This is a genomic window from Dyella flava (genome assembly GCF_016904955.1).
GTDB classification, from domain to species: domain Bacteria; phylum Pseudomonadota; class Gammaproteobacteria; order Xanthomonadales; family Rhodanobacteraceae; genus Dyella_B; species Dyella_B flava.
Genome location: NZ_JADIKE010000039.1, coordinates 384,168 through 408,790 on the forward strand (window position 1 = coordinate 384,168; position 24,623 = coordinate 408,790).

Consider the following 24,623-nt stretch of genomic DNA (forward strand, 5'->3'; position numbering starts at 1 on the left):
CTAATGAGATAACGCCTGCTCGATCGTCGGCGCGGTTTTGATGCCGCCGGACTATACAGACACACCACCCAGCCAAACATGGCGCACCAACCCGCCGCCGATCCAGTAACACAACTCCGCCGGCTGTCTCGCATTCCATGCCACCAGATCGGCTCGCTTGCCGACGGCGAGCGTGCCGCGATCCGACAAGCCCAACGCACGCGCCGCATTCACGGTTACTGCGCGCAGGGCTTCTTCGGGTGTCAGGCGGAACAAGGTGCACGCCATATTCGCCGCCAGCCGCAGCGAGAGCAGGGGAGAAGTACCAGGATTGCAATCGGTGGCAATGGCGATCGGCACACCATGTGAGCGCAGCGCGTCCACCGGCGGCAGCTTGGTTTCGCGTAGTGCGTAGAATGCGCCGGGCAGCAGCACGGCCACGGTTCCTGCACGCGCCATCGCTTGAATGCCGGAGTCGCTGAGGTATTCAAGATGGTCCGCCGACAGGCCATCGAACGTAGCAACCAGCGCAGCGCCGTCCAGATCCGACAGCTGCTCCGCATGCAACTTGACGCGCAAGCCGAGCTGCTGAGCATGTTCAAACACCCGCTGCGTTTCCGCGCGGCTGAAGCCGATGCCCTCGCAGAAGGCGTCGACGGCGTCGACCAGCCCTTCATCGGCCAGGGCGGGCAGCAGTTCATTGCAGACCAGATCGACGTAATCTTTTCGGTGATCTTTGTATTCCGGCGGCAGCGCATGCAGGCCCAGGAAACTGGTCTGCACATGGACGCCCAGCGTTTCGCCGATGCGGCGCGCCACGCGCAGCATGCGCCGCTCCGCTTCCAGTTCGAGCCCGTAGCCGGATTTGATTTCCAGCGTGGTGACGCCATCGGCCAGCAGCGCACGCGCACGCGGCAGCGACTGCGCCAGCAGTTCGTCTTCGCTGGCATGGCGCGTGGCGCGCACTGTCGACACGATGCCACCGCCGGCACGGGCGATGTCCTCGTAGCTGGCGCCGTTCAAGCGCAGATCGAACTCCTGGGCGCGATCACCACCGAAGACGAGATGCGTATGGCAATCGATCAACCCGGGCGTGACCAGTGCGCCATCCAGGTCATGCACTTCCCGCGCTGACGCGGCGGATGCTGCGGGCAGGTCGCGCATCGAGCCGATCCAGGCAATCTGTCCGTCCTGGCAGGCAATCGCCGCGTCCGTAATCAGACCGTGGCTGGCTTCGCCGACAAAAGTGGCTAGCGAAGCGTTGGTCAGCAGCAGATCCCAGTTCATGGTTTCAATTCGTCCTTGCGCGACTCGGCATCTATAGCAGGTTCACCATAGGCGCTTGTTGGGCCGGCGTGTTCACTTGGAGGCGACGCGGGGTCCGGCTTTTCCTCGGCGGCATGCAGCGCCTGTTGGCGTTCGAAATCCTGGATCATGCGTTCGGCGAAATCCTTGTACACCGGTGTTGGCGAGAAGATCGACGCCGCCGCACGTGCCAGCAGGCACACCGCCATGATCGGAATCACCATGTCCTGATTGTTGGTCAGCTCCATCGCGATCACTGCCGACGTCAGCGGCGCACCGGTGACGCCGGACAGATACGCGCTCATGCCCAGCAATACCACCGCCGCTTCCGGCGCGCGCGGCAGGAACTGGGCGATGTTGTGGCCAAGGCCTGCACCGACCGCAAGCGCGGGCGAGAAGATGCCACCCGGAATGCCCGCCCAGTACGACACCACATTGGCCAGCAGCTTCACGATGCCGAAGCTGTGCCCAGGTGTGACGGGTGACTCCTGCACGAACGCACGGGCCTGTGCGTAACCCGTGCCGTACACGGTGTTGTTCGACAATACGCCGAGCACGGCCAGCGCAAGGCCGCAACCCACCGCAAACAAGACCGGATTGCGATCGCGCAGGCGCCCGATGGCCGCCAATGGCCCGCTACGGCTCAACAGGATCAGCCGGGCAAACAGGCCGCCGAGCAGGCCGCAGACAATGCCGCACTCCAGTACCGCCAGCCAGGCGTGCCCCAGCGGCAGGCTGGCTTGCACGGTGCCGAAGTAGGTGTAGTTGCCGGTAATGCCCAGCGACACCACGCCGCCGACAAACACGGCGGTCAGCAGCAAGCCGCTGAAGCGGTGCTCAAAGGTGCCGGCCAGTTCCTCGATGGCGAACACCACGCCCGCCAGCGGTGTGTTGAACGCCGCCGCAATACCCGCCGCGCCACCGGCAAGGATGAACCGCGACAGCGCCTTGGGGTCGGTAAAGCCGAACCGCCGTCCGAGCCAGTGCATCACGCCCGCGCCCACGTGCACGGTAGGTCCCTCGCGGCCGATCGATGCGCCCACCATCAGCGCCAGCAGGGTCAACACCATCTTGCTGACCGCAATCGGCATGGCCAGCATGCGCGCACGAAAACTCGTGTCCTCGATATGAATCGTCGCGATCACCTGTGGAATACCGCTGCCGCGCGCCGCACGCAAGCGGCCGCTCGTCACCCAAGACAGCAGGCCGAACACGATGGGCGTGATAATCAACGGAATCCAGATGCCGTGCGCCAGCATTTTTTGAAACAGGGCATAAGACCAGTCACTGGCCTTCGCGAACAGGATTGCTGAGAGTGCAACCAGCACCGCGCCACTCCACAGGGCGATGCGTCGCTTCCACTGGTAGGGGGCGAAGAATTCGTGACCCAGTACGGCGCGCAGGCGTGGGTTGGAGGCTTGGGGAGGTGCTGGGGACTGGGATGACATCCACGCATTATGGCAGATCGGCTCGCCGCCTCCCCGCCGTAGGGCGCGAATCAGGCCTTGCCGGCACTAAGCGCGAAACCACGCCGCAGCCGAAAATCAGCGTGGCCTGGGAAACCACCGTGTCTCATACAGGTCATACCGGCGATCCTTCAGATTCTGCACCGCCCCCGCATTACGCGCCCTGGCCAGGCTTTCCAGTCGCAGATCGGCAAACAGCACGGTCTCAATATTCGGTGTGGAATCCGCTGCGATGCCATCGCGCGCAAAGGGAAAATCGCTCGGCGTGAGGATGCAGCTTTGTCCATACTGGATATCGAAGTTGTTCACGCCCGGCAGATTGCCGACGTTGCCGGAAAGCACCACGTAGCACTGGTTCTCGACCGCCCGCGCCTGCGCGCAATAGCGCACGCGCAAATAGCCTTCGCGTACGTCGGTGCAGAAGGGCACAAACAGGATCAGCGCGCCCTGATCGACCAGGTGCCGGGCAACTTCCGGAAATTCCGCGTCGTAGCAGATCATCACGCCGATCGGGCCGCAGTCGGTCTGGATGGTCGCGGCGCTATCGCCACCGGTGACATTCCACACGACGCGCTCGCTCGGCGTGGGATGCAGCTTTTCCCGCTCGTGGATCGAGCCATCGCGCAGACATGCGTAGCACACGTTGTGGATATCGCCGTTCGACTGTTCGGTGGGATGCGAGCCGGCCACGATATTGATGTTGTAGTGCACGGCCAGCCGGCTGAACAACTCTTTCACCTGCGGCGTGTAATGGCTGAGCTTGCGGATGGTTTCCACCGGCGAAAGCTCTTCATTCTCGATCGACAGCAACTGCAGCGTGATCAGCTCGGGAAAGGTCACGAAATCCGCGTTGTAGTCGGCGGCGATATCGGTGAAATACTCCACATGCGTGGCGAATTCATCGAACGAGGTAATACGCCGCTGCAGATATTGCACCGTCGCCACGCGCACCAGGTCGGGCAGGTTTTGAGGCGATTTAACCGTGGGGATATCCGGCTGGTTCAGCAGCGCGGGATTGCGCCAGACCAGATGCGCACCATAACCGAGCGACTCGTAGTCCATCGGCACGTAGGCACGCAGCAAGCCAACGAATTCGAAATCGTTGGTGAGCTGAAAACTCAGCGTCGCATCGCGCCGCTTTCCTTCGACGACCGCCTGCACATAGGCTTCCGCGCTGCCATAGCGCTGAATGTTCCGTGCAAGACCCGGAATGCGGCCGCCAAAGGTGATGCCGCGCAGTTTCAGATCAGTGCAAAGCCGCTTGCGTGCCTGATACAAGCGCTGGCCGATGCGCATGCCGCGGTAATCCGGATGCACCACCACTTCCATGCCATACAGCCAATTGCCGTCCGGATTGTGGCGCGAAGCCATGCCGCCGCCGGTGATCTGCATCCACGTGTGCGGCTTCAGCGCCAGTGATTCATCAATGCGAAACGTCGCGCAGTAACCGACGATATTGCCCTCGTACTCCACCACGAGCTGGCCTTCCGGAAAATGCGTTTGCTGGGAGCGCAGCATTTCCGCCGAATGGCCCCATTCGGGTGTATAGACGCGGGCGGTCAGGTCAACCAGGGCGGGTACGTCAGTAGGCACGGCCCGGCGCAAGGTCAGCTTGGGCGAGTTCTCGTTCTTCTTGGCCATGTCTTCATCCTTTCGCAAACAAGGTGAAGCGGATGCGAGCAAGGCAGCTACACTTTAGGGGCCTTGCTCTGCTTCCTCTCCCCTGGCGGGAGAGGATGGAGATGGGGAGGCCTACTCTTGTCGCGACCGGTATCGAAGCGACGCTTCGAATCGCCACGCTGACGAGAAGGGCCCTTCACTCTAACCCCTCCACACGGAGGGGAGCGCAGGGGACGACTTTAAGCTTCACGGAGATTGTTCATGAGCAACACCACAGCAGTCCACACCTTCAAGGCAAAACAGCTCTGGCAAGCGGCAGGATGGCACGGCGATGCCGTTTTCGCCGTCGATGATCGTGGCTATCTCACTGACGCAGCGAGCGAGTCGTCCCACTATCTTGGCAGCTGGGTGCTACCCGGCATGCCCAACCTGCATTCCCACGCATTCCAGCGCGCCATGGCCGGCCTGGCCGAGCGCCGCGGTCCCGGCGACGATTCCTTCTGGACCTGGCGTGAAACCATGTACAGCTTCGCGGCACGCATCGATCCGGATACCTTGCAGGCCATCGCCGCCCAGCTGTATGTGGAAATGCTCAAGGCCGGCTACACCCAGGTCTGCGAATTCCATTACCTGCACCATCAGCCCGATGGCACGCCTTACGCACAGCCCGAAGCGATGTCGCTGGCCTTGATCGAAGCTGCGCGGGAAGCCGGTATCGCGCTCACCCTGTTGCCGGTGCTGTACATGAGCGGCGGCTTCGATGGACGTCCGCTGTCGCCGCGCCAGCGTCGCTTTGGTCACGATGTGGACAGCTATCTGCGCTTGCTGGCCAATCTTCGCAAGCTGGAGAGCGACCAACTGCGAGTTGGCGTCGCCCTGCATTCGTTGCGCGCCATTCCGGAAAGCGCCTGGCGCAGCGTGATCGACAGTGAGGCGCTCAAGACCGGCCCCATCCACATTCATATCGCCGAACAGATCGGCGAAGTGCAGGACTGCCTCGCCACGCGCGGTGCACGCCCGGTGGAATGGTTGTTTAATCATGCACCGGTCGACAAGCGCTGGTGTCTCGTGCACGCCACGCATCTGACCGATGCGGAAATGTCGCAGTTGGCGCGCAGCGGTGCGATTGCCGGCCTGTGTCCGACGACCGAAGCCAATCTCGGCGATGGCCTGTTCCCGCTGGCGCATTACCTGGATGCAAACGGCGTGCTGGGTGTTGGCTCCGATTCGCATATCTCCATCTCGCCGGTGGAGGAACTGCGCTGGCTGGAATACGGTCAGCGCCTGAGCACGCGCCACCGTAATGTCGCTGCGCGTCATGCTGGCGATAGCGTCGGCGAAACGCTTTGGCGTGCAGCGCTGAAGGGTGGTGCGCAGGCAGCGGATTTACCTATCGGTGCGTTGCACTCCGGCGCACGCGCCGATTTCACCGTGCTCGACAGCGAATCGCCCCTGCTGGCTGCGCGCGACAGCCGCTCAGCAATGGATAGTTATCTGTTTGCCGGAAACACGCCCCTGGTGCGCGATGTGATGGTGGGTGGCCATTGGGTGGTTCGCGATTTTCGTCATCGCGACGAAGCGCGGATTGCTGCAAGGTACCGTGCTGCCGTGGAGCGGCTGGCGCAGTCATGAGGTTTCGTCCTTGCCGCGTTAGCTGGAAGCAGGCGGCGGGCAAACCCTCAGAATGTCCAGCAGGTTTGCAGCCGGGGCCGGGTCATCAGAGGCTGCTGCCCGCTACCTCGCGTGGCGACCTCCGGCTGCAAGCCTGCTGGACATCGGGGTGTGTTGTGCAGGGGATAAATCTGGCGTGTCGCTATTGTTGTTCTTGGGTGGCGTATTCAACGCGGTGCATATGTTGAACGGTTTGACATAGAAATCGGATAAAGGACGGGCACAGCTGCGTAGAAAAAGCGTAATTTTTTCTTCGCAGCGCGCATCCTGCCTGTTATGTGGTCAGGCCATGCTTTTTTCCAGCACACAGTCAGCCTCAGATTTACGTGAGTACGGGTTACCGTGCGTGCGAAGCAATTTAACGCGATGTTGATATTTCGCATGCGTGCTTGACTGGACTCCGGTTTTCGCAAGACGACGATTCGAAGCGCTGCGATGTATCGGATATCCCAACGCGGATTGGCTTTCATTTGCCTGACGCTGGGCCTGAACCATCGGCATCAGTTCAGGTTGGTGCCGTCATCGGGATAATTCCAGGGTGCGTTCTCCGACATGAGTTTCACGCTCATGAGGAGAGCACCATGCGCCGTTATCTTTCCGTCTTGCTGATTGCACTGGCCGTGCTGGGTGGCACCCTGGCGCAGACAGGATGCATCGTTGTCGCCCCGCGTCCGGCCCGCGTATGGGTGCCCGGTTACTGGGGGCCGGGTCATGTCTGGGTTGGCGGTTACTGGCGCTATCGCTGAGTGCCCGTTCAAGACGCGCGTCGATGTTGAGGCGATCGTCGCGCGTCTGGCCCACGCACGGATAAAGTCGATGAATACGCGTGCCTTAGGCGGCACACAGTGCTAGCGAGGCGCCGTTGACGGTTGGGCTCGGTCAACGGCTATCTCGTAGCAGCATCCCTTTTGTGCACGGCTGCGATGTACAAATTCCCATCGGTAGATGGCGCCCCCGCTGTTGTAGAGCGCTTCCGGCTCGCGCCGGGCGGCGGGATGTAGCTTTGTGGCGGCCCTTTGATATCCAAAACATCTCGATCCGGATTCGTCAAGTTATCGATCCACTCGTCGCGTCCGACTATGCTTGCTCCATCTGCTTCGATTGCACGGCGATGGACACCAGCATCCCAACGCAAGCCACAAATCATCCGGTTGCCTGGTCCGCGGAGGACTTGATCCGCCACGGCACGCCGGTGTTCAAGCGCACCAACCTGGCGCTGTTCGCTGCGGGCCTGGCCACTTTTGGCCTGCTGTATTGTGTGCAGCCGCTGATGCCGCAGTTCAGTCAACACTATGGCATCAGCGCCGCGGCGAGTGCTTTGTCGCTGTCCCTCACCACGGGGGTGTTGGCGTTTGCGATGTTGTTCGCCGGTGGGGTGTCCGATGCCTTGGGGCGCAAGTCGGTGATGGTGGCTTCGCTGCTGTCCTCGGCGGTGCTGGTGCTGCTTACGGCACTCATGCCGAACTGGTACGCGTTACTAGCGATCCGCACCTTGCTCGGGCTGACCTTGAGTGGCTTGCCTGCGGTGGCGATGACCTATCTCACGGAAGAGATGCACGCCGATTCGATCGGCCTTGGCATGGGCTTGTATATCAGCGGTAGTGCTGTGGGCGGAATGAGCGGGCGTCTGATCTCCGGCGTCGTGGCCGATTATCTCGGCTGGCGCGCGGGTGTCGGCGTGGTCGGCGTGATCGGTTTGATCTCCGGCCTGGTGTTCTGGCAATCCTTGCCGCCATCGCGCCACTTTCATCCGAAGCCATTGCAGTGGCGCGCGCTGTATGCGCGCTTTGCCGGCATGTTTCGCGACGCTGGCTTGCCATGGTTATTTGTCGAAGGTTTCCTGCTGCTTGGCGGGTTTGTCACGGTCTACAACTATCTTGGCTATCGCTTGATGGCGCCGCCGTACCGGCTCAGCCAGACCGTGGTGGGACTCATCTTCGCCATCTATCTGATCGGAACCTTCAGCTCGGCCTGGATGGGACATCTGGGCGGCAAATTGGGTCGGCGCAAGGTGCTGTGGACGGCATTCGCGCTGATGCTGCTGGGTACCGCATGCACCATGATGGCGTCGGTATGGTTGATCATTCTGGGTATCACGGCCATCACCTTCGGTTTCTTCGGCGGCCACTCCATCGTCAGCAGCTGGGTCGGGCGGCGCGGTGGAGCGGCGAAGGCACAGGCTTCGTCGATGTACTTGTTCAGCTACTACATGGGGTCGAGTGTCGCGGGGGCGAGCGGGGGCTTGTTCTATGAGGCTCACGGCTGGAACGGCGTGGCGTGGTTTGTCGGTGTGCTGGTGCTGGCCGGCTTGCTGATTGCGCTGTGGCTGTATCGCTTGCAGCCATTGCCGCAGATCGTGACTCCACCCACCCCCATGAGCAAAGGCGCCATGCCATGAAGATCGACCGCCTCGACCACTTTGTGCTTACCGTGGCCGACATCGACGTGACCTGTGATTTCTATTCGCGTGTGCTCGGCATGGAGATAGTGAGCTTCGGCCAGGGCCGCAAGGCCTTGGCTTTCGGCATCCAGAAGATCAACCTGCACCAGCACCATCATGAGTTTGAACCCAAGGCTCAGCGCCCCACACCTGGTTCTGCTGACTTTTGCCTGGTTACCTCGGTGCCGCTGGATCAGGTGATCGACCATCTCAGGCAATGCGGCGTCACCATCGAAGATGGTCCGGTGATGCGCACGGGTGCACGCGGGCCGATCCAGTCGGTGTATTTCCGCGATCCGGATGCAAATCTGGTGGAAGTGAGCAACTACGCGTAGCGCGCGATCGGCTCTAGCGCGTTTCGGTGAGTATCAGCTTGATGAAGCGCGGAACCAGTGGCGAGCGTTCGTCTTCGCGATACACCACATGCACTTCCGACATGGCTGAAGGATCGGCCAGCGATACATAGCTCACGCCTTCGATGTTGATGTGCCCGCAGGAGCTGGGAAGGATCGATACACCGAGGCCGGTCGCGACCAGGCCGATAATGGTGGATGCTTCGCGCGCCTCTTGCACGATGCGTGGTGCAAAGCCGGCATCGCGGCATAACGAAGACACATGCTCATAAACGCCCGCGCCGGCGGTACGGGCGAAGACCACGAAGGGTTCCTGCGCCAGCGCCTTGGCCGCCAGTTTGCCGCGTGCATCGACCCGTTTGAGGGCGGGGTGACTGTTCGGCAGCACGGCCATCAGCGGATCGCGAAACAGGCGCTTGGATACCAGCGACTTGGGCAAGGTGCTGGGACGAAGAATGCCGATATGCAGCTTGCGTTCCAGCAAGGCATCGATTTGCTGGAGTGACATCATTTCTTCCAGTTGCAGATGTACGGCTGGAAACTGCTGGCGAAAGGCCAGAATCGCGCGTGGAATATCCTGGGTCAGCGGCACCGTACGCGTGAAGCCGATCCGTAGCTCACCCAGCTCGCCGCGTTGCGCACGTTGTGCCAGGTCGGTAGCGCGCTCCACCTTGGCCAGGATCTCACGCGCTTCAGCCAGAAACAGCTTGCCCGGCTCGGTCAGCGCCACGCGGCGGTTGGTGCGCGTCAAAAGGCGTGCACCAACCGTGTCTTCCAACTGGCGAATTTGCTGGCTGAGCGGCGGCTGCGACATGCCCAGTCGCTCTGCCGCCCTGCCGAAATGGAGTGTGTCGGCCACGGCCACGAAGTAACGCAGATGGCGGAGTTCGATGTTCATATGCGTACGTTGGCCTTGGCTTCCTCTTCGCTGAGGAAAGAGGAGTGAGGTGACGGGGCAATCTTGCCACGACCTGACACCAAAACACGTCCCTTACCTGGCACGCTCCTCGTTCCTCGAAGCCGAGCACATCCACCCTCGTGCCCCAGGAGAGGTGTGGGTGGCGTGCATGGCGACGCAGCTGCGGGAAACGGCTTCAAGGTTTGCCCCGCGATTATGGTGCGGTACCTGCCTCCGCGGGTTCCGCCGCCGGCTTCAGCATGCCTTGCACATCATCAAGATTGCCGTCGCTGAAAGCCGGCGTGATGCCCAGCAGATGCGCCATCAGCGGATACACATCCACGTTCGGGAAGCTGTGGTAGCCGATGCCGCTCTGGAACGCCGGGCCATGCGCGATAAACAGGGCCTGCATGCGCGGATCGGCATTGTCGTAACCGTGTTCACCCAGGTTCATCGGACCCTTGTGCTTGGCCAGGTATTCCGTGGTGGTGATGCGCCAACCCACATCCGCCAGGCACACCATCTGCGGCACGCGTGCATTGGCGCCGTAGTTGAAGCGCTTGGGAATGCGCGTCTTGTCCCAGCAGTGCATGTGCTCCTGCGGCTGTTCCATTTTTTCCTCGACCGCGTTGAAGTCATGCTTGCGCTTGGGATTGAAGCCGGCGAGGATCCCCAGGTTGACTTCCTGCACATCCTTCATGTTGATCAGTTTGTCGATCAGGATGTTGTTGCCTTGCGGCACGCTGGCCATGCCGTGATCGGCGAGCACGATGATGTTGATCTTGTCGTAGAGCCCACGCTGGCGCAGGCCGTCGACCAGACGTCCGATCGCGGCATCGGTATCGTGCAGCGCCTGGTTGACCTCGGGGGAATCCGGGCCATACGTGTGGCCGGCGTGATCCACCGCATCGAAGTACAGGGTAATGAAGCTGGGGCGCTGATCAATCGGCATGTCCAGCCAGGTCAGCACCTGATCCACGCGCTGATCCGGGGTGACTTTGCCGTCGAACGGTTTCCAGAAATCCGGGCGCCTGCCCTGGATATCCGCTTCCGAACCGGGCCAGAACATGGTCGCGGTACGCAGGCCGGCGTCGTCGGCGGTTTCCCATAGCGGCGTGGCCTGGTCCCACCACAGGCCGTTGCGCACCGCCTTGCGGTCGCCCATGGAAAAGGGCCCCAATTGCGGATCCCACATGGTGTTGTTGACCATGCCGTTATGGTCCGGGACCAGACCGGTGACGATGGCATAGTGGTTGGGGAAGGTCAGCGAGGGGAATGACGGTTGCATGGAATCGGCGTGCACGCCGCTTGCGGCCATCTGCTGCAGGTTCGGGGTGACGCCGCGGTTGAAATAGTCGGCGCGATAGGCATCGATCGAAATCAGCAGCAGCGGCGTGGTGGCGGCTGCCTTCGCTTGCTGTGTCTCGGTTTCCGGCGGCGGTGGCGTGGGCTGGTTGGTGTGGCGGTGGAAGACGCAGCCGGTGCTGAGGGCAACAAGCGAGCAAAGCAGCAGGCGGGGCAGGTATTTCATGAAGACGATCCGTTTCTCGCGAAAGGTAACCCGCTAATAATGGCGTACTTGCGTGACTAATACAGCTTGCGGAAGGCGGCGAGTAGCGCAATTTCTTGGGTGCCGCAGGTTTACTGCGGCACCTGGCTTTGCGATCCATGCGGCGGGCCGCACCACTGGCGGGTTGATCCGGTCAACAAGCGATCAGCCGGCCTGCCGCATCGCTACTTTGCCGGTGGCCAGTTCATAGACGCCACCCACCACTTTCACCCGGCCTTGCTTCACCGCTTCGGATACCACCGGCTGCGCTGCCGCAATGCGCGACACGTTGTAATCCACATTCGCGCCGATCGCCTTGCCGAGTACCTGGTCACCGCCGGCTTTGACGACGCTCTCCACGCCGGGGCGCAGGGCATCGACGATGTCCCAGATATGTCCCGGCAGCGGATGCGGATCCTTGATCTCGGCGATCGTCGCCTTGATCGCGCCGCATTCGGTATGGCCCAGCACCATGATCAGCGGCACCTTCAGCACCCCCACTGCGTATTCAAGGCTGGCCAGGTTGTTGCTGCTCAGGTAATTGCCCGCAATGCGGATGACGAACAGATCGCCAGGGCCCTGATCGAACACCAGCTCCGGCGCTACGCGCGAATCGGAGCAACTCAAGATGGCGGCGATCGGATATTGTGCCTTGACGCGTGCGGCGCGGTCTGCCGAAAAATCCTTGGCATCGAGCTGATTGGCGGCATAGCGCGCATTGCCGTCAAGCAGTCGGCGCAATGCGGCGTCCGGAGAAATGGCATTCTGCGGCGACGCCGTTTCGGCGAACAATTGCCGCGGTGCAATGGCGCTCAGGGCCAATAATCCAAGTCCTGCTCCAAGAAATTGACGGCGGGACTGTTGCAGATGCGAAGGGTGATCGCACATGGTACGCCTCCATCCAGATGGTCAGGTTGGGCTTCGGAAAAATCATCGGCGGCCGGCCGGTATTCCCCCAATGCCGTGGATCCAGCGTTGCTATCTAACGGCGCACCGGCGTATATGTCACGTAAAAATCAACTGGCTTGTAAGCGGCGCGCCAGATTCCAGGCGGAAGATGGTGCGCGTTCGCCTTTGCCCAGGTCCCCCACATGGGCAAAAGGTTCACCCCCTGCGCTGGAGCAACCATGTCTTCGATCGAACAGCGTCCCCCTTTGCCGCCTTTTACCCGCGAAACCGCAATCCAGAAAGTGCGCCTTGCCGAAGATGCCTGGAATACCCGGGACCCATCGCGGGTTGCCTCGGCGTACACCCTCGATAGCCGCTGGCGTAATCGCGCCGAGTTCCTGCAGGGCCGTGAAACCATCGTTGACTTCCTGACCCGCAAGTGGGCACGCGAGCTGGAATACCGCTTGATCAAGGAGCTGTGGGCGTTCGAGGGCAATCGCATAGCCGTGCGCTTTGCCTACGAGTGGCACGATGATTCCGGCAACTGGTTCCGCTCCTATGGCAACGAGAACTGGTTGTTCGATGAGAACGGTTTGATGGCGCAGCGTCACGCCAGCATCAACGATGTGCCGATTGCGGAGTCACAGCGCAAATATCATTGGCCGCAGGGACGCCGTCCCGATGATCATCCGGGCCTGAGTGATCTGGGTCTGTGATGCTTATCAGCGCGTTTGCGCAATGTTTCATCACAGCGCAGATCAATACAAAACGCGCTAGCGCTGCAGCCACGAAGCCGCGCCATGCCCGGCGCGATAGCCGCTGGCAAAACAGGCGGTGAGCAGGTAGCCACCGGTTGGCGCTTCCCAATCGAGCATTTCGCCTGCGCAGAAAACACCGGGGAGCGCGTGCAACATCAGCTGCTGGTTGAGCGCTTCCAGTCGTATGCCACCGGCGCTGCTGATGGCTTCGGCGATCGGCCGTGCCTGCTTCAGCCGCAACGGCAGGCGCTTGATGGTACGGGCCAGCGTCGTGGTGTCGTTGAGTTGCGTCTTGTCCAGCACTTCGTGCAGCAAGGCTGCCTTGACGCCGCTGATACCGGTTTGCCGGCGCAGATGTTCGCTGAATGAGCGGCTGCCGCGCGGTTTGGCCAGATCATGCTGCAAGCGTTCCAGCGTGCGGTCCGGCGCGAGATCCAGTTCCAACGTGGTCTTGCCATGCTTGGCAATCGCATCGCGCAAGGTCGCGGACAGCGCATAGATCAGGCTGCCTTCGATGCCGGTCTGGGTGATCACGCACTCGCCCTGGCGCATCTGTCCGTGTCCGGATGCATCGCGCCAATGTGCCGCCACGGGTTTGAGCGGCGCGCCGGCGTAGCGGGTGGCGAGGTGTTCGCTCCAGCCGATATCGAAGCCGCAATTGGATGGCTGCAAGGGAGCGATGTCGACACCGCGCGTGCCGAGCCATGGCTGCCACGTGCCATCGGAACCCAGTTGCGGCCAGCTTCCGCCGCCCAGGGCAAGCACGGTGGCGGCCGTGGTAATCGAACGTTCGCCATCTGGCGTGGCGAAGCGCAACGCGCCATCGTGGTCCCAGCCAAGCCAGCGGTGATGCACATGAAAACGCACGCCGCTTTCGCGCATGCGATGCACCCAGCCACGCAGCAGGGGCGCGGCTTTCAGATCGCTGGGAAATACCCGGCCCGAGCTGCCGACAAAGGTTTCCACACCCAGGCCCTGCGCCCAGGCACGCAAGGCATCGGCATCAAAATCATTCAGCCAGGCGCCGACGTCCGTAGCGCGCGCACCGTAGCGCGCGTCGAAATCGGGCCTGGCTTCGCTATGGGTCAGGTTCATGCCGCCTTTGCCGGCGATCAGGAACTTCCGTCCGACCGAGCCCTTGGCCTCATAAAGATCCACGTCGATGCCGCGTGCGCGCGCCACCTCGGCGGCCATCAGTCCGGCCGGACCGCCGCCGATAATCGCCAGGCTGGGTTGAATCACTGACACGGGTGACATGCTTTGACGCGGTAAGAAGCCGTGCATTGTATGTCGTCGCCGTGCTGCCGGGCGCATCAGCCGTGCCTGGGTGCCGTGGCCTCGTGCATGGCGTGGTCACGCTGCTTCAACCTCAAAAGCAGGGCGGCGTGCCTGGGATAACGAGATTGCAGCTCGCCGATGTCGGCCAGTTCAAAACTATCGAATTCGAAGCCTGGCGCCACCGTGCACCCAGCCAGCGAGAAACCTCGTGGCCCGGTGCGTTCCGCGGCAAACCAATGTCCGGCGGGCACCAGCACCTGAAACGCGCCGTCCGGCTGTTCAAGCGTATTGCCGAGAATGTGCGTGACCAGTTCGCCATGCGGATCCAGCACATGGATGAACAGCGGATCGCCCAGGTAGAAATGCCACATTTCATCGGCATCGATCCGGTGCCAGGCGGAATGGTCGTCATCGTGCAGCAGGTAATAGATGGCCGTTGATGCACGGCGTTCGACCCGGCCTTGGCCCGTACTGAATCTGAGAATGCATTCCTCGCTGCGATAGGTCTGCCGGTACAGGCCGCCTTCCGGATGTGGGGCAAGCTCCAGCTTGCTGATCAGGCGATCGAGATAGCGCGTGTCGACAGTCATCGGTAGCTCCAGACGATGTCATGATGCCTTTCGAATACCGGTGTTCACTCGGAGCAGCGTTTGGCCGCATCGATGTTTACTGAAAGGATATATAGGCCAATTTCCCGTTTGTGTGGCCTACCCAACGTAATCGGATTTGCGTCAGTGGTCTTGGCTTGCAGCGAATCAGGCGCCAGACACCGTTTAGAAAGCGTGACGAGGTGGGTCCCTTTGCATCAGGCTGAAGTGCAGCGCGTTGGCCTGTGCGTCAAGCGCCTGGAGCATCAGCATCGACTGGGGGACACCCATCGGGCTGGCGGAGGTTACGGTGCAGCCTGGTCAAACAGATCGCCATGCACCACGCGGTCTTCCATGCCAAGCAGGAAACGCTTGGTCGGCAAGCCACCACCGAAGCCGGTAAGGCTCCCATCGCTGCCAATCACCCGATGGCAAGGCAGGACAATCGGCAGCGGGTTGCGTCCATTGGCCGAGCCTACGGCGCGTACCGCTTGCGGATGGCCGATGCGCCTGGCCAGTTCGGCGTAGCTGATGGTGGTGCCGTAGGGAATCTTCGCCAGCGTGCGCCATACCTGCACCTGGAACGTTGTGCCCAGTGGATGCAACGGCAGGTCGAAGGTCTGCCGTTCTCCGGCAAAGTATTCCTCCAATTGCTTGCGCGCGAAGGCGAGTTTGACGGGTTGGTGTTGCCAGCTCGGATCCAGTTGCTTCCGGTGCTTGCCGGTTTCGAACCAGACTTCACGCAATCCCTGTGCATCCGCAGCGAGCAGCAGCTTGCCGATGGGCGTGGCCAGATAGTCGTACCAGATGGTGTCGGGGAGCGTGCTCATGCCAAGGCTTCCTGGCGAGAAGGGCGGGTTGATCGGGCTGGGTCGCTCATGCTGCGCCACAGATGCATGACCGCATAGGCGCGCCATGGACGCCACGCTTCAGCCAGCGTCATCAGGGCTTTGGTGCTGAGGATGTCTTCACCTCGCGCCGCAGCGCGGCGAAGAACCAGGTCGGCGGCGGGAAATGCATCCGGATGACTCAGCGCGCGCATCGCCATGTAGTGGGCGGTCCATTCGCCGATGCCGGGCAACGCGACCCAGCGCAGTACAAACTCGTCCAGCGATTGTTCGACCCGGAAATCCACGCGGCCATCCAGTACGGCGCGCGCTACGCCACGAATGGTTTCGGCGCGTGCGGTGGTCACGCCCAAGCTGCGCAGGTCTGCATCGGCCAGCACCTCCGGTGTAGGGAACAGGCGTTCCAGTCCGGCGGCGACCGGGACAGGCAGGGCCTCGCCGTAACGCTGCGCGATACGCGACGCCAGCGTACGCGCGGCGGCGACGCTCACTTGCTGGCCGAGTATCGCGCGCACGGCGACTTCAAAACCATCCCAACTGCCCGGCAAGCGCAAACCCGGACGCTTGCGCAAAAGTGGCCGTGTATGCGGCGTGGTTTGCAAGGCTGCGCCGATCGCCCGTGGATCGGCATCCAGATCGAACATGCGGCGAATGCGCGTGACCACCGCAAGCATCTGTGCCGGCTGCGGACAATGCAGTTGCAGGCGCAAGGCATGTTCATCGCCCGGCCACGCACTCAAGCGCAACCAGCCCGGCGCTTCGGCAGCACCGAATACGCGTGAATAGCTGTCATCGTCGACCCGTTCGATACCGGGCAGTGCGCGGCCACGCAGAAATGCAAGCAATGACGCGAAGTCGTACGGCGGCCGATAACTCAGGCGCAAGCTCAGGCTGTCGTCGCTGCCGGCATGCGGATGACGGCGCAAATCACGCGGGGCGATGCGATTGGCTTGCGCGAACGCCGCATTGAAGCGGCGCAGGCTGCCAAAGCCCGCAGCCAGCGCCACATTGGTAACCGGCATACGCGTTTCGGTCAGCAGTTGCTTGGCGAACAGCAACCGTCGCGTGGTGTGCACATCGATCGGCGGTGCGCCCAGCCGTTCCACAAACAAGCGACGCAATTGACGCGCTCCCACGCCTACCCGCCGGGCAAGTTCGTCAACCGGGTGATCCTGCAGCAAACCGCCTTCGATCAGCTTCAGCGCGCCCGTTACCACGTGATCGCCACGCTGCCATGCGTCGTTGCCTGGCGCCAGTTCGGGACGGCAGCGCAGGCAGGGTCGGAATCCTGCTGCTTCGGCCGCTGCGGCGGTACCGAAAAAGCGGACGTTCTCACGTTTGGCTGTCGGGGCCGGGCAAACGGGCCGGCAGTAAATGCCAGTGCTGCGTACGGCGATGAAGAACAAGCCGTCGAAACGCGCGTCACGGCTTAATCGCGCCCGTTCGCAGGTCTGAAGATCGAGCGCGGGGATGGGGGCGGTCTCAGGCATGGAAGCAGGCTAGCACTGTTGCCAGCCGGAAACTCGCCGTTTTCGGACATCAATGCCCGCGCTGTCCATCACACGTGCGCGCACTGAGTGCACTGACCGATGGAGCGACTCCGGGCGGTGTCCGGAGCCACCCAAATCGCTATTTTGCGCGCCCACCCACCATGCTACGCAGGACGCCGTCGCGGCGAATCAGGCCGTGATACAGCGCTGCGCCCAGATGCGCCAGGAAAGTAAGAAACAGCAGCATCGCCAGCCAGGCGTGCGCATGCCGCAAGATCGCGAAAGCAGCGGCATTGACCGGAAAAATCGGCGGCAGACGCAATGAATCACTGAGCATCACCGGATAGCCGCCCGCTGACAGCATGGCCCAGCCGACCAGCGGGATGATCAGCATCAGCACATACAACACCCAATGCGAGGCGTGCGCCGCAAACTTCTGCACGGCAGGCATATCAGCCGGCAGCGGCGGTGGCGGATTGCGCAGGCGCACGATCAGGCGTACCACGACAAGCACAAGTATCGCGATGCCTAACGGCTTGTGGATGTGGATCAGGCACTGATGCCATTCCGATACTGAGGCGACCATGCCCACGCCAATAAACAGCATCGACAGGACCATCACTGCCATCAGCCAGTGCAGCACTCGCGCGGCGGGCACGAATTGTGTGGATGAGCGTGTCATCACTTGGCCTCCGGCTTGGTGTCGGCAACGGCCGTACCGGGCAGGTGAGCTTCCTCACTAGTACGGCGCAGATACGAAGTGGCGTATGCCGCCGAACGTGCAGGCAGCAGCGGGTCATCCGAGGCTTCGATGCCATCAGGCAATACCAGCGGGTCGTAATTGATATCGCGACACGGCCCGTTTGCCTGCGGTTCGCTGGCGGTGAGTACGAGCGTGCCTGCATCGACATCGCGGCGATCGGCGGGCCAGGCCTTGGTGGCGTCGTTGGTCGGATCGCCGGGATTGGCCAGCGTAATCACCAGATGCCAGCGTTGCGGTCCTTGCGCGAGCCGTTGCGCGAGGTCGGCATCCAGATAATTGGGATCGCTGCCGCCGGGCGTGGATTCCCCATTTTCCGACACCATGCGCCAGCGCACCGCGTGCTTGTTGCCTTGCGCATCGACCAGCACAAACGCATTCAGGCTCCAATAGCTTTCTGTCGCGTAACTGGCGGATGGTTTTGCGGTTTTTACCCAGGCAAGGAAAGGCCCTGCTTCCGGATGCGCGCCGAAAAATGCCCCCAGCTTCGCCGGATCGGGTTTGCCGGTCGTGGGGTCCGGATGCTGCGCCTGTAGCAGTTCGTAGAATGCCTGCGGCGTGGTGACCGGGAATACCGGCATGGCGTTCATGCCGGTGCGCCATTGCTGGCCGTTGGCCTCACTAAAGCGTATTGCCATGCTGCGTATAGGCACACTGCTATCCGGCGCGTAGGGATTACCGCTGGGAACGGCAAAGCGTCCGACCACCGGAGTGCGGCCCGGCGCGAACACCTGGGCCACGGAATAGGCCTGTGCCTGGCCGTTGCTGTCAAAGTAGCCGGTGACGCACACCCCCTTCGCGTGATTGCGGCGGTAGCCTGGAAACACCCCGTTATCTGCCTGCAACTGATTCACCATGCGCTGCGCGGTCAGCCGTTTGGGCGCCAGCCAGCCTCCGACATAGCCGAAGGCGAGCACGATGAGCAGCAGGATGATGCCGATCAGCGCCAAACGCAGCAGGACGCCGCCGGCACCAAGCGGAGGGGGGCGGGATACGGACGACTCATTCATAGAGGCATTTCCTGGTTGATGAGGCTTCAACGATCCACGCGGCGATCTTGCTCTTGTCGGGTCGCGTTGTCGTGTGCTCCGTGAGACGGGGTCAGGCTGTTACGGGGCAGGGAAGTGCCGTGTAGGGCTTTGCCGCATCGCAGTTGGCGCGGAGGAAACGGGGCGACCATAATGAGGACCTTTTCCCCAAGGCAGTCGCAGGTATACCGATGAATGCTCCCACCCGCATCGACACCACCCGCAGCATCCGCGCCCCGCACGGCACGGAGCTGAGTTGCAAGAGCTGGCTCACCGAAGCGCCTTACCGCATGCTCCAGAACAACCTGGACCCGGCCGTGGCGGAGAACCCCGCCGAGCTGGTGGTGTATGGCGGCATCGGCCGCGCCGCGCGCAACTGGGAGTGCTTTGATGCCATCCTGCGGGCGCTGCGCGATCTCAATGACAATGAAACCCTGCTGGTGCAGTCCGGCAAGCCGGTCGGCGTGTTCCCGACCCATCCGGACGCACCGCGCGTGCTGATCGCCAATTCCAACCTGGTGCCGGCCTGGGCCAACTGGGAACACTTCAACGAGCTCGATAAGAAGGGCCTGATGATGTACGGCCAGATGACGGCCGGTTCGTGGATCTACATCGGCTCGCAGGGCATCGTGCAGGGCACCTACGAAACCTTCGTGGAAATGGGCCGCCAGCATTACAACGGCAGCCTCAAGGGCAAGTGGATTCTTACCGCCGGTCTGGGTGGCATGGGCGGCGCACAGCCGCTGGCGGCCTCATTGGCCGGCGCGTGCAGCCTGAATATCGAATGCCAGCAAAGCCGCATCGATTTCCGTCTCAATACGCGTTATGTCGACGAGCAGGCGACCGATCTGGACGACGCGCTCGCCCGCATCGAGAAATACACCAAGGCCGGCGAGGCAAAATCCATCGCGCTGCTCGGCAATGCCGCCGACATCCTGCCGGAACTGGTACGCCGTGGCGTGAAGCCCGATGCCGTCACCGACCAGACCAGCGCCCACGATCCGGTCAACGGCTACCTGCCGCAGGGCTGGACGGTGGAACAATGGTTCGAGCGCCGCAAGAGCGATCCGAACGGCACCCGCGATGCCGCGAAGAAGTCGATGAAGAAGCATGTGGAAGCCATGCTGGCGTTCCATGCGCAGGGTGTTCCCACCTTCGACTACGGCAACAACATCCGCCAGATGGCCAAGGACGAGGGCTGCGCCAATGCCTTCGACTTCCCCGGCTTCGTACCGGCCTTCGTGCGTCCGCTGTTCTGCCGCGGCGTAGGCCCGTTCCGCTGGGTGGCGCTCTCGGGTGATCCGGAAGACATCCTCAAGACCGACGCCAAGGTGAAGGAACTGATCCCCGACGATCCGCACCTGCACAACTGGCTGGACATGGCCGAACAGCGCATCAGCTTCCAGGGCCTGCCGGCGCGCATCTGCTGGGTCGGCCTGGGCCAGCGCCACAAGCTCGGTCTCGCCTTCAATGAAATGGTGCGCAAGGGTGAACTGAAAGCGCCGGTCGTGATCGGCCGCGATCACCTCGACTCCGGCTCCGTCGCCAGCCCCAACCGCGAAACCGAAGCCATGAAGGACGGCAGTGACGCCGTATCCGATTGGCCGCTGCTCAACGCCATGCTCAATGTCGCCGGCGGCGCCACCTGGGTCAGCCTGCACCACGGTGGCGGTGTGGGCATGGGGTACAGCCAGCACAGCGGTGTGGTGATCGTATGCGACGGCACTGAAGCGGCCGACAAGCGCATTGCACGCGTGCTGTGGAATGACCCGGGCACCGGCGTGATGCGCCATGCGGATGCGGGTTATGACATTGCGGTGCAGTGCGCGAAGGAGCAGGGCTTGAAGTTGCCGATGGCGTAAGCGCCATTACATTTCGTTGAAGTAGTAGTACTACGCCCTCATTTTTGAGGGCGTAGAAATAGCAAGTAGCAAATAGGTTGGGTTACCCGGATCAATTCTGGAATAACCCAACCTGCCGACTGCCGGCAGATCTGCAACCCTGGTCCAACCAACAAGGTAGGCGATGGAGGGGCACCATGAATCTGGAAGAGATCGAGAAAGGCGTCAGGCAAGAGGTTCAGAAGTGGAGTGAGCTTTCAGAATACCGACGGGAGCCCCGGGTATTGACCGAAGGAGCTGTCCGCTTGCTGATTCAGCTCGTTGAAAATATCGAGCGTGATCGTTCGCCACACTGGCGGGATTTCCAATACGACGACATTCAGAGATATGTCGTTTCGATCGTGCCCAATATGTTAGTTGATATCGACAATCACTTAAGTCGTGGTTGGAAGAGTCGGGAAATCAGTTCATGGGAGATACTGCATGGCATTTCATTTGCGCTGACCAGGTGGTGTCCTGTTCCGAAGGATATCTAAGCCATGAATCAGGCTATCGACAAAAGTCACGTGGAGGCCTGGAAGGCGGTCATCGATTTTGTAAAGACCATCATTTCGATTTCTTCGGCGATATTGACGGCTTTCGTCGGCTACTACGCGTTGAATCAAATTCCCATCGGCGAGTCGTGCCTCAACTTTGTGTCGCCATTCTTTTTGCTGGCATCGATCGTTGTGGCGCTGTTTGGATTTGGCCGGTCGATAAAGGCGATCAGTTCAGGCATCTCGCAGGAAGGCGGAGTGCTATTTACCAATATTTCCGCTTATTGTCTGCTCGTTGGCATCCTGGCGGTTCCACTGATAAGCACCGGCAGCAATAAATCCCTGGATAAAGTATTAGCCGATATAGATCGAATGCCGCCCGTGTCCGGCATTGAGCTCAAGCAAGACGCCGTGCAGAAAATTGTCGTGGATGGTCAGAACTACATCATTACCTATGCATGGGGTAATGCCGGCGTGATAGTCACGTACTCGGAAAAAGAGGGGCGCGTCATCAAGTTTGAGCGGCAGCAGATCACGCAACCCGGCAAACCATAGACAAGTGGTCTATAGGTTGGGTTACCCCGGACCACGTTTGGGGCAGCCTGAGCTACGCACTATTCCAGTCGCTTACTGAGGCTGCTTGTAGATCGCGCCGCCTTTCATCACAAACGGTACGTGCTCGATGGCGCTGATATCCGCCGTGGGGTCACCTTGTACGGCAATGATGTCGGCATCGAGCCCGGCCTTGAGCTGTCCAAATTTGTCCTGCTGGCGCAGTATCTTTGCATCAACCGCCGTTGCAGCCAGCAGCGCACGCGCCGGCGACATGCCATCGCGCACCATCCATTCCAGCTCCTTGTAATTGGTGCCGTGGGTAAATACGCCCACGTCGCTGCCGGAGCCGATGGTGACGCCAACCTGCATGGCCAGCTTGAAGGCGTTGGCGGCCTGTTGCATGTCTTCGGTCAGCGGCAGACCGGGTTTCCAGCCGTGGAAGTATTCGGCGTAAGCGGCTTCGGCTTCCAGCGTCGGCATGTAGGCGACGTTGTGCTGTTTCATCAACTCGAATACTTCACGTGTGCCGCCGTAGGCATGTTCGACGGTGTCGACACCGGCCAGGATGGAGCGGCGCATGCCTTCAGGTGTGGTGGAGTGTACGGCGACAGGTAGCCCGAGCGAGTGCGCGGCTTCGACGCCGGCATTCAATTCCTCCTGCGTGAAGGTCGGTACGGCACCCTTGCTCTTGCCGCAATGGTAATCGGCGTAGATCTTGATCCAGTCCGCGCCATGCCCGGCCTGATCGCGTACCGCATCGATCATCTGTGCGGTGCCGCTGACGGGGATGCCGCCTTGTGGAATATCCATGTCGGTACGGAAGCCCATCGGGCCGGGACCATAGCAATGGGCAGCGATGGTGGCGCGGGTCGCGACGAACATATGCGGACCGGGAATCAATCCCTGGTCGATGGCGTGTTGCACATCGACATCCGCATAGCCAGCGCCTTCGGTGCCCAGATCGCGCAGTGCAGTGAAACCGGCCATCAGCGTGTCATGCACGTGTTGCACGGCTTCGATGGTGCGGTAAGGCAGCGATTCCTTCAACACCTGATCGTTCCACAGCGTTTCATTGTAGGGATGCAGAAAAATATGCGAGTGCGCATCGATCAGGCCGGGCAGCAGCGTGGTGCCGGGGAGATTGATGGCCTGCGTGCCGGGCGGAGCATTGACCTGTGAAGCTGGTCCCACGGCAGCGATCTTGTCGCCTTGCACCAGCACCACCCAGCCGGCGTGGGTTTGCTCGCTGCGCGCGTCGAACACCCGATCGGCTTTGAGCAGCCATGCGTGATCGGCAGGTTTGGGGACCGGGTCGGCCAGTGACAGGTTGGCCATGCTTACGAGCCCGATAGATCCAGCAAGTAGCACGGCGACGGTGCGCCGGAATCGATACATCGGCATGTCTGCTCCCCTTGTTGCAGTTGCTTCGTCGGTGATAACGCCTGCGCGTTGAGGATAGCGGCAACAAGGTGCCGCGTCAGCTTGTTGCAAGTTTGCCTGGTGGGCGCACGCGTATCGGTCGTGAACATGCCATCGGTGTTTCACACCGTGGACGCCGAACCATGCCGAAGGGCATACCTGTGCAGGTATGACTGGTGGCATGGATGTTTTTGCACATGTGCGCCATGTGCTTGATTCAAGCCGAATCCATCGTGTGTGCAGGAAGTGCGGGGGACTTTCAGCCTATGCAACCGTTTTTCGCGCTGTGGCATCACATGCGTGTTACCCCACTTCACCACATAAGAGGTCAATCGTCATGGCAATCGAAGTTGCTCGTTTCCTGCGGAAACCTGTCGTGCTTGCAGGTGCTTTGACCGGTATGTTGTGCATGTCCGCGCATGCTTCCAACCTGATCGTTACCGTGGATGGCGTGCGTAGCACCAACGGCACCATCCATATCGATCTGAACAATTCCGAGGCGTCGTGGAAGAACAAGGCGCCGCCGTTTGCGACGGGTACGGTCAAGGCCGCTCCGGGCGCGGTGACCTACACGTTCAACAATGTCACACCGGGGTTGTACAGCATCGACGTGTTCCAGGACACCGATGGCAGCGGCAAGATGCAGACCGGCATGTTCGGCAAACCCCGGGGTGGCTACGGCTTTAGCAACAACCTCACCTTGATGGGCAAGCCTTCATTCGATCAGGCCAATTTCCAGGTGACAGACCAGGATACGTCGGTGTTGATCCATCTGAAAAACGGGGCGTAAGCGAGCGAGTTGTTCGGAAGTCTTACTCTGCCATCTTCTTTCGTTGCATTATCGGCACGGTAAACGCGTGCCTGCCATGCCGGCCAGGGTCGGAATGGCAGGCACGTCGCGCATGACATTCATCGTGGAGGCGGCGTATGACTTCTTCTCTCGTTCGCACGGACGAATCGGCCGGAATCGTCACCCTGCAAAGCCCGTATGCGTTTGCTGATACGGTGCAGCGCCTGCTTGGTACGCTGGCCGATCATCAGATCAAGATTTTTGCGACGATTGATCAGCGTGCGGAAGCGATCGCCGCGGGCTTGTCGATGCCACCGACGACGCTGATCCTTTTTGGCAATCCCAAGGCGGGAACGCCGGTCATGCTTGCCAGCCTGGCATCAGGCATTGATCTTCCACTCAAGGCACTGGTGGTCGAGCCGGAGCCGGGACGCGTGGAAGTGGTCATGAATGCCACCGCTTACCTTATCCAGCGGCACGCGCTGCCACAGGCATTAGCTGCCAATCTTTTGCCGGCGGAGCGTCTGATCGCCGCTGTTCTTCATGGCTGAGACCCTGGGCCAT

At 61.4% G+C, this 24,623-nt stretch carries 23 protein-coding genes; 10 read left to right on the plus strand and 13 right to left on the minus strand.

The annotated features are described in order from the left end of the window. Positions 1 to 51: 51 nt before the first annotated feature. The 3 genes from hutI to ISP19_RS20110 all read right to left on the minus strand — a co-directional run bounded on the left by hutI (position 52) and on the right by ISP19_RS20110 (position 4,391). Positions 52 to 1,266, minus strand: a complete 1,215-nt coding sequence (gene hutI, locus ISP19_RS20100; RefSeq protein ID WP_204684186.1) for an imidazolonepropionase — start codon at positions 1,264 to 1,266, stop codon at positions 52 to 54. Next, positions 1,263 to 2,732 (minus strand): chloride channel protein, encoded by a 1,470-nt coding sequence (locus ISP19_RS20105; protein WP_204684187.1) that lies wholly within the window; start codon positions 2,730 to 2,732, stop codon positions 1,263 to 1,265. Before ISP19_RS20105 ends, hutI begins: the two co-directional genes overlap by 4 nt. A 96-nt stretch (positions 2,733 to 2,828) precedes the next feature. Continuing rightward, positions 2,829 to 4,391 (minus strand): bifunctional GNAT family N-acetyltransferase/carbon-nitrogen hydrolase family protein, encoded by a 1,563-nt coding sequence (locus tag ISP19_RS20110; protein WP_204684188.1) that lies wholly within the window; start codon positions 4,389 to 4,391, stop codon positions 2,829 to 2,831. 240 nt (positions 4,392 to 4,631) lie between these two features. On the opposite strand from ISP19_RS20110, the gene ISP19_RS20115 reads away from it, so the two are divergent. From ISP19_RS20115 to ISP19_RS20130, 4 genes are all read left to right on the plus strand, one after another. Beyond that, positions 4,632 to 6,002, plus strand: coding sequence for a formimidoylglutamate deiminase (locus ISP19_RS20115; protein WP_204684189.1), 1,371 nt, complete (start codon positions 4,632 to 4,634; stop codon positions 6,000 to 6,002). A 620-nt stretch (positions 6,003 to 6,622) separates the two neighbouring features. Then, on the plus strand, positions 6,623 to 6,787 hold the full coding sequence (locus ISP19_RS20120; protein ID WP_204684190.1) for a hypothetical protein: 165 nt from the start codon (positions 6,623 to 6,625) through the stop codon (positions 6,785 to 6,787). A 365-nt stretch (positions 6,788 to 7,152) separates the two neighbouring features. Then, positions 7,153 to 8,439: an MFS transporter gene (locus tag ISP19_RS20125; RefSeq protein WP_204684191.1), complete on the plus strand. Its 1,287-nt coding sequence runs from the start codon at positions 7,153 to 7,155 to the stop codon at positions 8,437 to 8,439. Then, positions 8,436 to 8,816: a VOC family protein gene (locus tag ISP19_RS20130; RefSeq protein ID WP_204684192.1), complete on the plus strand. Its 381-nt coding sequence runs from the start codon at positions 8,436 to 8,438 to the stop codon at positions 8,814 to 8,816. The genes ISP19_RS20125 and ISP19_RS20130 overlap by 4 nt, the downstream gene beginning before the upstream one ends. Before the next feature lie 13 nt (positions 8,817 to 8,829). Here ISP19_RS20130 and ISP19_RS20135 read toward each other — a convergent pair whose 3' ends face one another. The 3 genes from ISP19_RS20135 to ISP19_RS20145 all read right to left on the minus strand — a co-directional run bounded on the left by ISP19_RS20135 (position 8,830) and on the right by ISP19_RS20145 (position 12,169). Beyond that, positions 8,830 to 9,732 carry a LysR family transcriptional regulator gene (locus tag ISP19_RS20135; RefSeq protein ID WP_204684193.1) on the minus strand — a complete coding sequence of 301 codons (903 nt, stop codon included), beginning with the start codon at positions 9,730 to 9,732 and terminating at the stop codon, positions 8,830 to 8,832. 214 nt (positions 9,733 to 9,946) lie between these two features. Continuing rightward, a complete protein-coding gene (locus tag ISP19_RS20140; RefSeq protein ID WP_204684194.1) occupies positions 9,947 to 11,263 on the minus strand; it encodes an alkaline phosphatase family protein in 1,317 nt (438 codons plus the stop codon). Positions 11,264 to 11,446: 183 nt separating this feature from the next. Beyond that, on the minus strand, positions 11,447 to 12,169 hold the full coding sequence (locus ISP19_RS20145; RefSeq protein ID WP_204684195.1) for a carbonic anhydrase: 723 nt from the start codon (positions 12,167 to 12,169) through the stop codon (positions 11,447 to 11,449). A gap of 239 nt (positions 12,170 to 12,408) precedes the next feature. On the opposite strand from ISP19_RS20145, the gene ISP19_RS20150 reads away from it, so the two are divergent. Next, positions 12,409 to 12,885 carry a nuclear transport factor 2 family protein gene (locus tag ISP19_RS20150; protein ID WP_204684196.1) on the plus strand — a complete coding sequence of 159 codons (477 nt, stop codon included), beginning with the start codon at positions 12,409 to 12,411 and terminating at the stop codon, positions 12,883 to 12,885. 57 nt (positions 12,886 to 12,942) lie between these two features. Here the strand turns inward: ISP19_RS20150 and ISP19_RS20155 are convergent, their stop codons facing one another. The 6 genes from ISP19_RS20155 to ISP19_RS20180 form a co-directional block, all read right to left on the minus strand. Further along, positions 12,943 to 14,184 (minus strand): TIGR03862 family flavoprotein, encoded by a 1,242-nt coding sequence (locus ISP19_RS20155; protein WP_204684197.1) that lies wholly within the window; start codon positions 14,182 to 14,184, stop codon positions 12,943 to 12,945. Positions 14,185 to 14,240: 56 nt separating this feature from the next. Beyond that, the gene (locus ISP19_RS20160) at positions 14,241 to 14,795 is read right to left on the minus strand and encodes a cupin domain-containing protein (RefSeq protein WP_204684198.1); all 555 of its coding nucleotides are present in this window, start codon (positions 14,793 to 14,795) and stop codon (positions 14,241 to 14,243) included. 302 nt (positions 14,796 to 15,097) lie between these two features. After that, positions 15,098 to 15,622, minus strand: coding sequence for a methylated-DNA--[protein]-cysteine S-methyltransferase (locus ISP19_RS20165; protein WP_204684199.1), 525 nt, complete (start codon positions 15,620 to 15,622; stop codon positions 15,098 to 15,100). Beyond that, the gene (locus tag ISP19_RS20170; RefSeq protein ID WP_204684200.1) at positions 15,619 to 17,130 is read right to left on the minus strand and encodes a DNA-3-methyladenine glycosylase 2 family protein; all 1,512 of its coding nucleotides are present in this window, start codon (positions 17,128 to 17,130) and stop codon (positions 15,619 to 15,621) included. The genes ISP19_RS20165 and ISP19_RS20170 overlap by 4 nt, the downstream gene beginning before the upstream one ends. 139 nt (positions 17,131 to 17,269) lie before the next feature. Continuing rightward, positions 17,270 to 17,812 carry a cytochrome b gene (locus ISP19_RS20175; RefSeq protein WP_204684201.1) on the minus strand — a complete coding sequence of 181 codons (543 nt, stop codon included), beginning with the start codon at positions 17,810 to 17,812 and terminating at the stop codon, positions 17,270 to 17,272. Beyond that, complete coding sequence (locus ISP19_RS20180; protein WP_204684202.1) at positions 17,812 to 18,900, minus strand: catalase family peroxidase; 1,089 nt, start codon at positions 18,898 to 18,900, stop codon at positions 17,812 to 17,814. Before ISP19_RS20180 ends, ISP19_RS20175 begins: the two co-directional genes overlap by 1 nt. Before the next feature lie 209 nt (positions 18,901 to 19,109). Between ISP19_RS20180 and hutU the strand changes: the two genes are divergently transcribed. The 3 genes from hutU to ISP19_RS20195 all read left to right on the plus strand — a co-directional run bounded on the left by hutU (position 19,110) and on the right by ISP19_RS20195 (position 21,850). Then, positions 19,110 to 20,780 carry a urocanate hydratase gene (gene hutU, locus ISP19_RS20185; protein ID WP_204684203.1) on the plus strand — a complete coding sequence of 557 codons (1,671 nt, stop codon included), beginning with the start codon at positions 19,110 to 19,112 and terminating at the stop codon, positions 20,778 to 20,780. Positions 20,781 to 20,956: 176 nt separating this feature from the next. Then, a complete protein-coding gene (locus ISP19_RS20190; protein WP_204684204.1) occupies positions 20,957 to 21,295 on the plus strand; it encodes a hypothetical protein in 339 nt (112 codons plus the stop codon). Between the two features lie 3 nt (positions 21,296 to 21,298). Beyond that, positions 21,299 to 21,850, plus strand: coding sequence for a hypothetical protein (locus ISP19_RS20195; protein ID WP_204684205.1), 552 nt, complete (start codon positions 21,299 to 21,301; stop codon positions 21,848 to 21,850). Between the two features lie 72 nt (positions 21,851 to 21,922). Here the strand turns inward: ISP19_RS20195 and ISP19_RS20200 are convergent, their stop codons facing one another. After that, entirely contained in the window at positions 21,923 to 23,251 is a 1,329-nt protein-coding gene (locus ISP19_RS20200; RefSeq protein WP_239556962.1) for a metal-dependent hydrolase family protein, read from the minus strand. Positions 23,252 to 23,606: 355 nt separating this feature from the next. On the opposite strand from ISP19_RS20200, the gene ISP19_RS20205 reads away from it, so the two are divergent. Both ISP19_RS20205 and ISP19_RS20210 read left to right on the plus strand, forming a co-directional pair. Further along, positions 23,607 to 24,059 carry a DUF2141 domain-containing protein gene (locus ISP19_RS20205; protein WP_204684206.1) on the plus strand — a complete coding sequence of 151 codons (453 nt, stop codon included), beginning with the start codon at positions 23,607 to 23,609 and terminating at the stop codon, positions 24,057 to 24,059. 137 nt (positions 24,060 to 24,196) lie between these two features. Beyond that, on the plus strand, positions 24,197 to 24,610 hold the full coding sequence (locus tag ISP19_RS20210; RefSeq protein ID WP_204684207.1) for a DUF302 domain-containing protein: 414 nt from the start codon (positions 24,197 to 24,199) through the stop codon (positions 24,608 to 24,610). The last annotated feature ends 13 nt before the right edge of the window (positions 24,611 to 24,623 follow it).

What these genes read in the sequence shown, in the direction of transcription:
- hutI (WP_204684186.1), bottom strand. Translation starts at nt 1,266, where the DNA reads ATGAACTGGGATCTGCTGCTGACCAACGCTTCGCTAGCCACTTTTGTC.
- ISP19_RS20105 (WP_204684187.1), bottom strand. Translation starts at nt 2,732, where the DNA reads ATGTCATCCCAGTCCCCAGCACCTCCCCAAGCCTCCAACCCACGCCTG.
- ISP19_RS20110 (WP_204684188.1), bottom strand. Translation starts at nt 4,391, where the DNA reads ATGGCCAAGAAGAACGAGAACTCGCCCAAGCTGACCTTGCGCCGGGCC.
- ISP19_RS20115 (WP_204684189.1), top strand. Translation starts at nt 4,632, where the DNA reads ATGAGCAACACCACAGCAGTCCACACCTTCAAGGCAAAACAGCTCTGG.
- ISP19_RS20120 (WP_204684190.1), top strand. Translation starts at nt 6,623, where the DNA reads ATGCGCCGTTATCTTTCCGTCTTGCTGATTGCACTGGCCGTGCTGGGT.
- ISP19_RS20125 (WP_204684191.1), top strand. Translation starts at nt 7,153, where the DNA reads ATGGACACCAGCATCCCAACGCAAGCCACAAATCATCCGGTTGCCTGG.
- ISP19_RS20130 (WP_204684192.1), top strand. Translation starts at nt 8,436, where the DNA reads ATGAAGATCGACCGCCTCGACCACTTTGTGCTTACCGTGGCCGACATC.
- ISP19_RS20135 (WP_204684193.1), bottom strand. Translation starts at nt 9,732, where the DNA reads ATGAACATCGAACTCCGCCATCTGCGTTACTTCGTGGCCGTGGCCGAC.
- ISP19_RS20140 (WP_204684194.1), bottom strand. Translation starts at nt 11,263, where the DNA reads ATGAAATACCTGCCCCGCCTGCTGCTTTGCTCGCTTGTTGCCCTCAGC.
- ISP19_RS20145 (WP_204684195.1), bottom strand. Translation starts at nt 12,169, where the DNA reads ATGTGCGATCACCCTTCGCATCTGCAACAGTCCCGCCGTCAATTTCTT.
- ISP19_RS20150 (WP_204684196.1), top strand. Translation starts at nt 12,409, where the DNA reads ATGTCTTCGATCGAACAGCGTCCCCCTTTGCCGCCTTTTACCCGCGAA.
- ISP19_RS20155 (WP_204684197.1), bottom strand. Translation starts at nt 14,184, where the DNA reads ATGTCACCCGTGTCAGTGATTCAACCCAGCCTGGCGATTATCGGCGGC.
- ISP19_RS20160 (WP_204684198.1), bottom strand. Translation starts at nt 14,795, where the DNA reads ATGACTGTCGACACGCGCTATCTCGATCGCCTGATCAGCAAGCTGGAG.
- ISP19_RS20165 (WP_204684199.1), bottom strand. Translation starts at nt 15,622, where the DNA reads ATGAGCACGCTCCCCGACACCATCTGGTACGACTATCTGGCCACGCCC.
- ISP19_RS20170 (WP_204684200.1), bottom strand. Translation starts at nt 17,130, where the DNA reads ATGCCTGAGACCGCCCCCATCCCCGCGCTCGATCTTCAGACCTGCGAA.
- ISP19_RS20175 (WP_204684201.1), bottom strand. Translation starts at nt 17,812, where the DNA reads ATGACACGCTCATCCACACAATTCGTGCCCGCCGCGCGAGTGCTGCAC.
- ISP19_RS20180 (WP_204684202.1), bottom strand. Translation starts at nt 18,900, where the DNA reads ATGAATGAGTCGTCCGTATCCCGCCCCCCTCCGCTTGGTGCCGGCGGC.
- hutU (WP_204684203.1), top strand. Translation starts at nt 19,110, where the DNA reads ATGAATGCTCCCACCCGCATCGACACCACCCGCAGCATCCGCGCCCCG.
- ISP19_RS20190 (WP_204684204.1), top strand. Translation starts at nt 20,957, where the DNA reads ATGAATCTGGAAGAGATCGAGAAAGGCGTCAGGCAAGAGGTTCAGAAG.
- ISP19_RS20195 (WP_204684205.1), top strand. Translation starts at nt 21,299, where the DNA reads ATGAATCAGGCTATCGACAAAAGTCACGTGGAGGCCTGGAAGGCGGTC.
- ISP19_RS20200 (WP_239556962.1), bottom strand. Translation starts at nt 23,251, where the DNA reads ATGCCGATGTATCGATTCCGGCGCACCGTCGCCGTGCTACTTGCTGGA.
- ISP19_RS20205 (WP_204684206.1), top strand. Translation starts at nt 23,607, where the DNA reads ATGGCAATCGAAGTTGCTCGTTTCCTGCGGAAACCTGTCGTGCTTGCA.
- ISP19_RS20210 (WP_204684207.1), top strand. Translation starts at nt 24,197, where the DNA reads ATGACTTCTTCTCTCGTTCGCACGGACGAATCGGCCGGAATCGTCACC.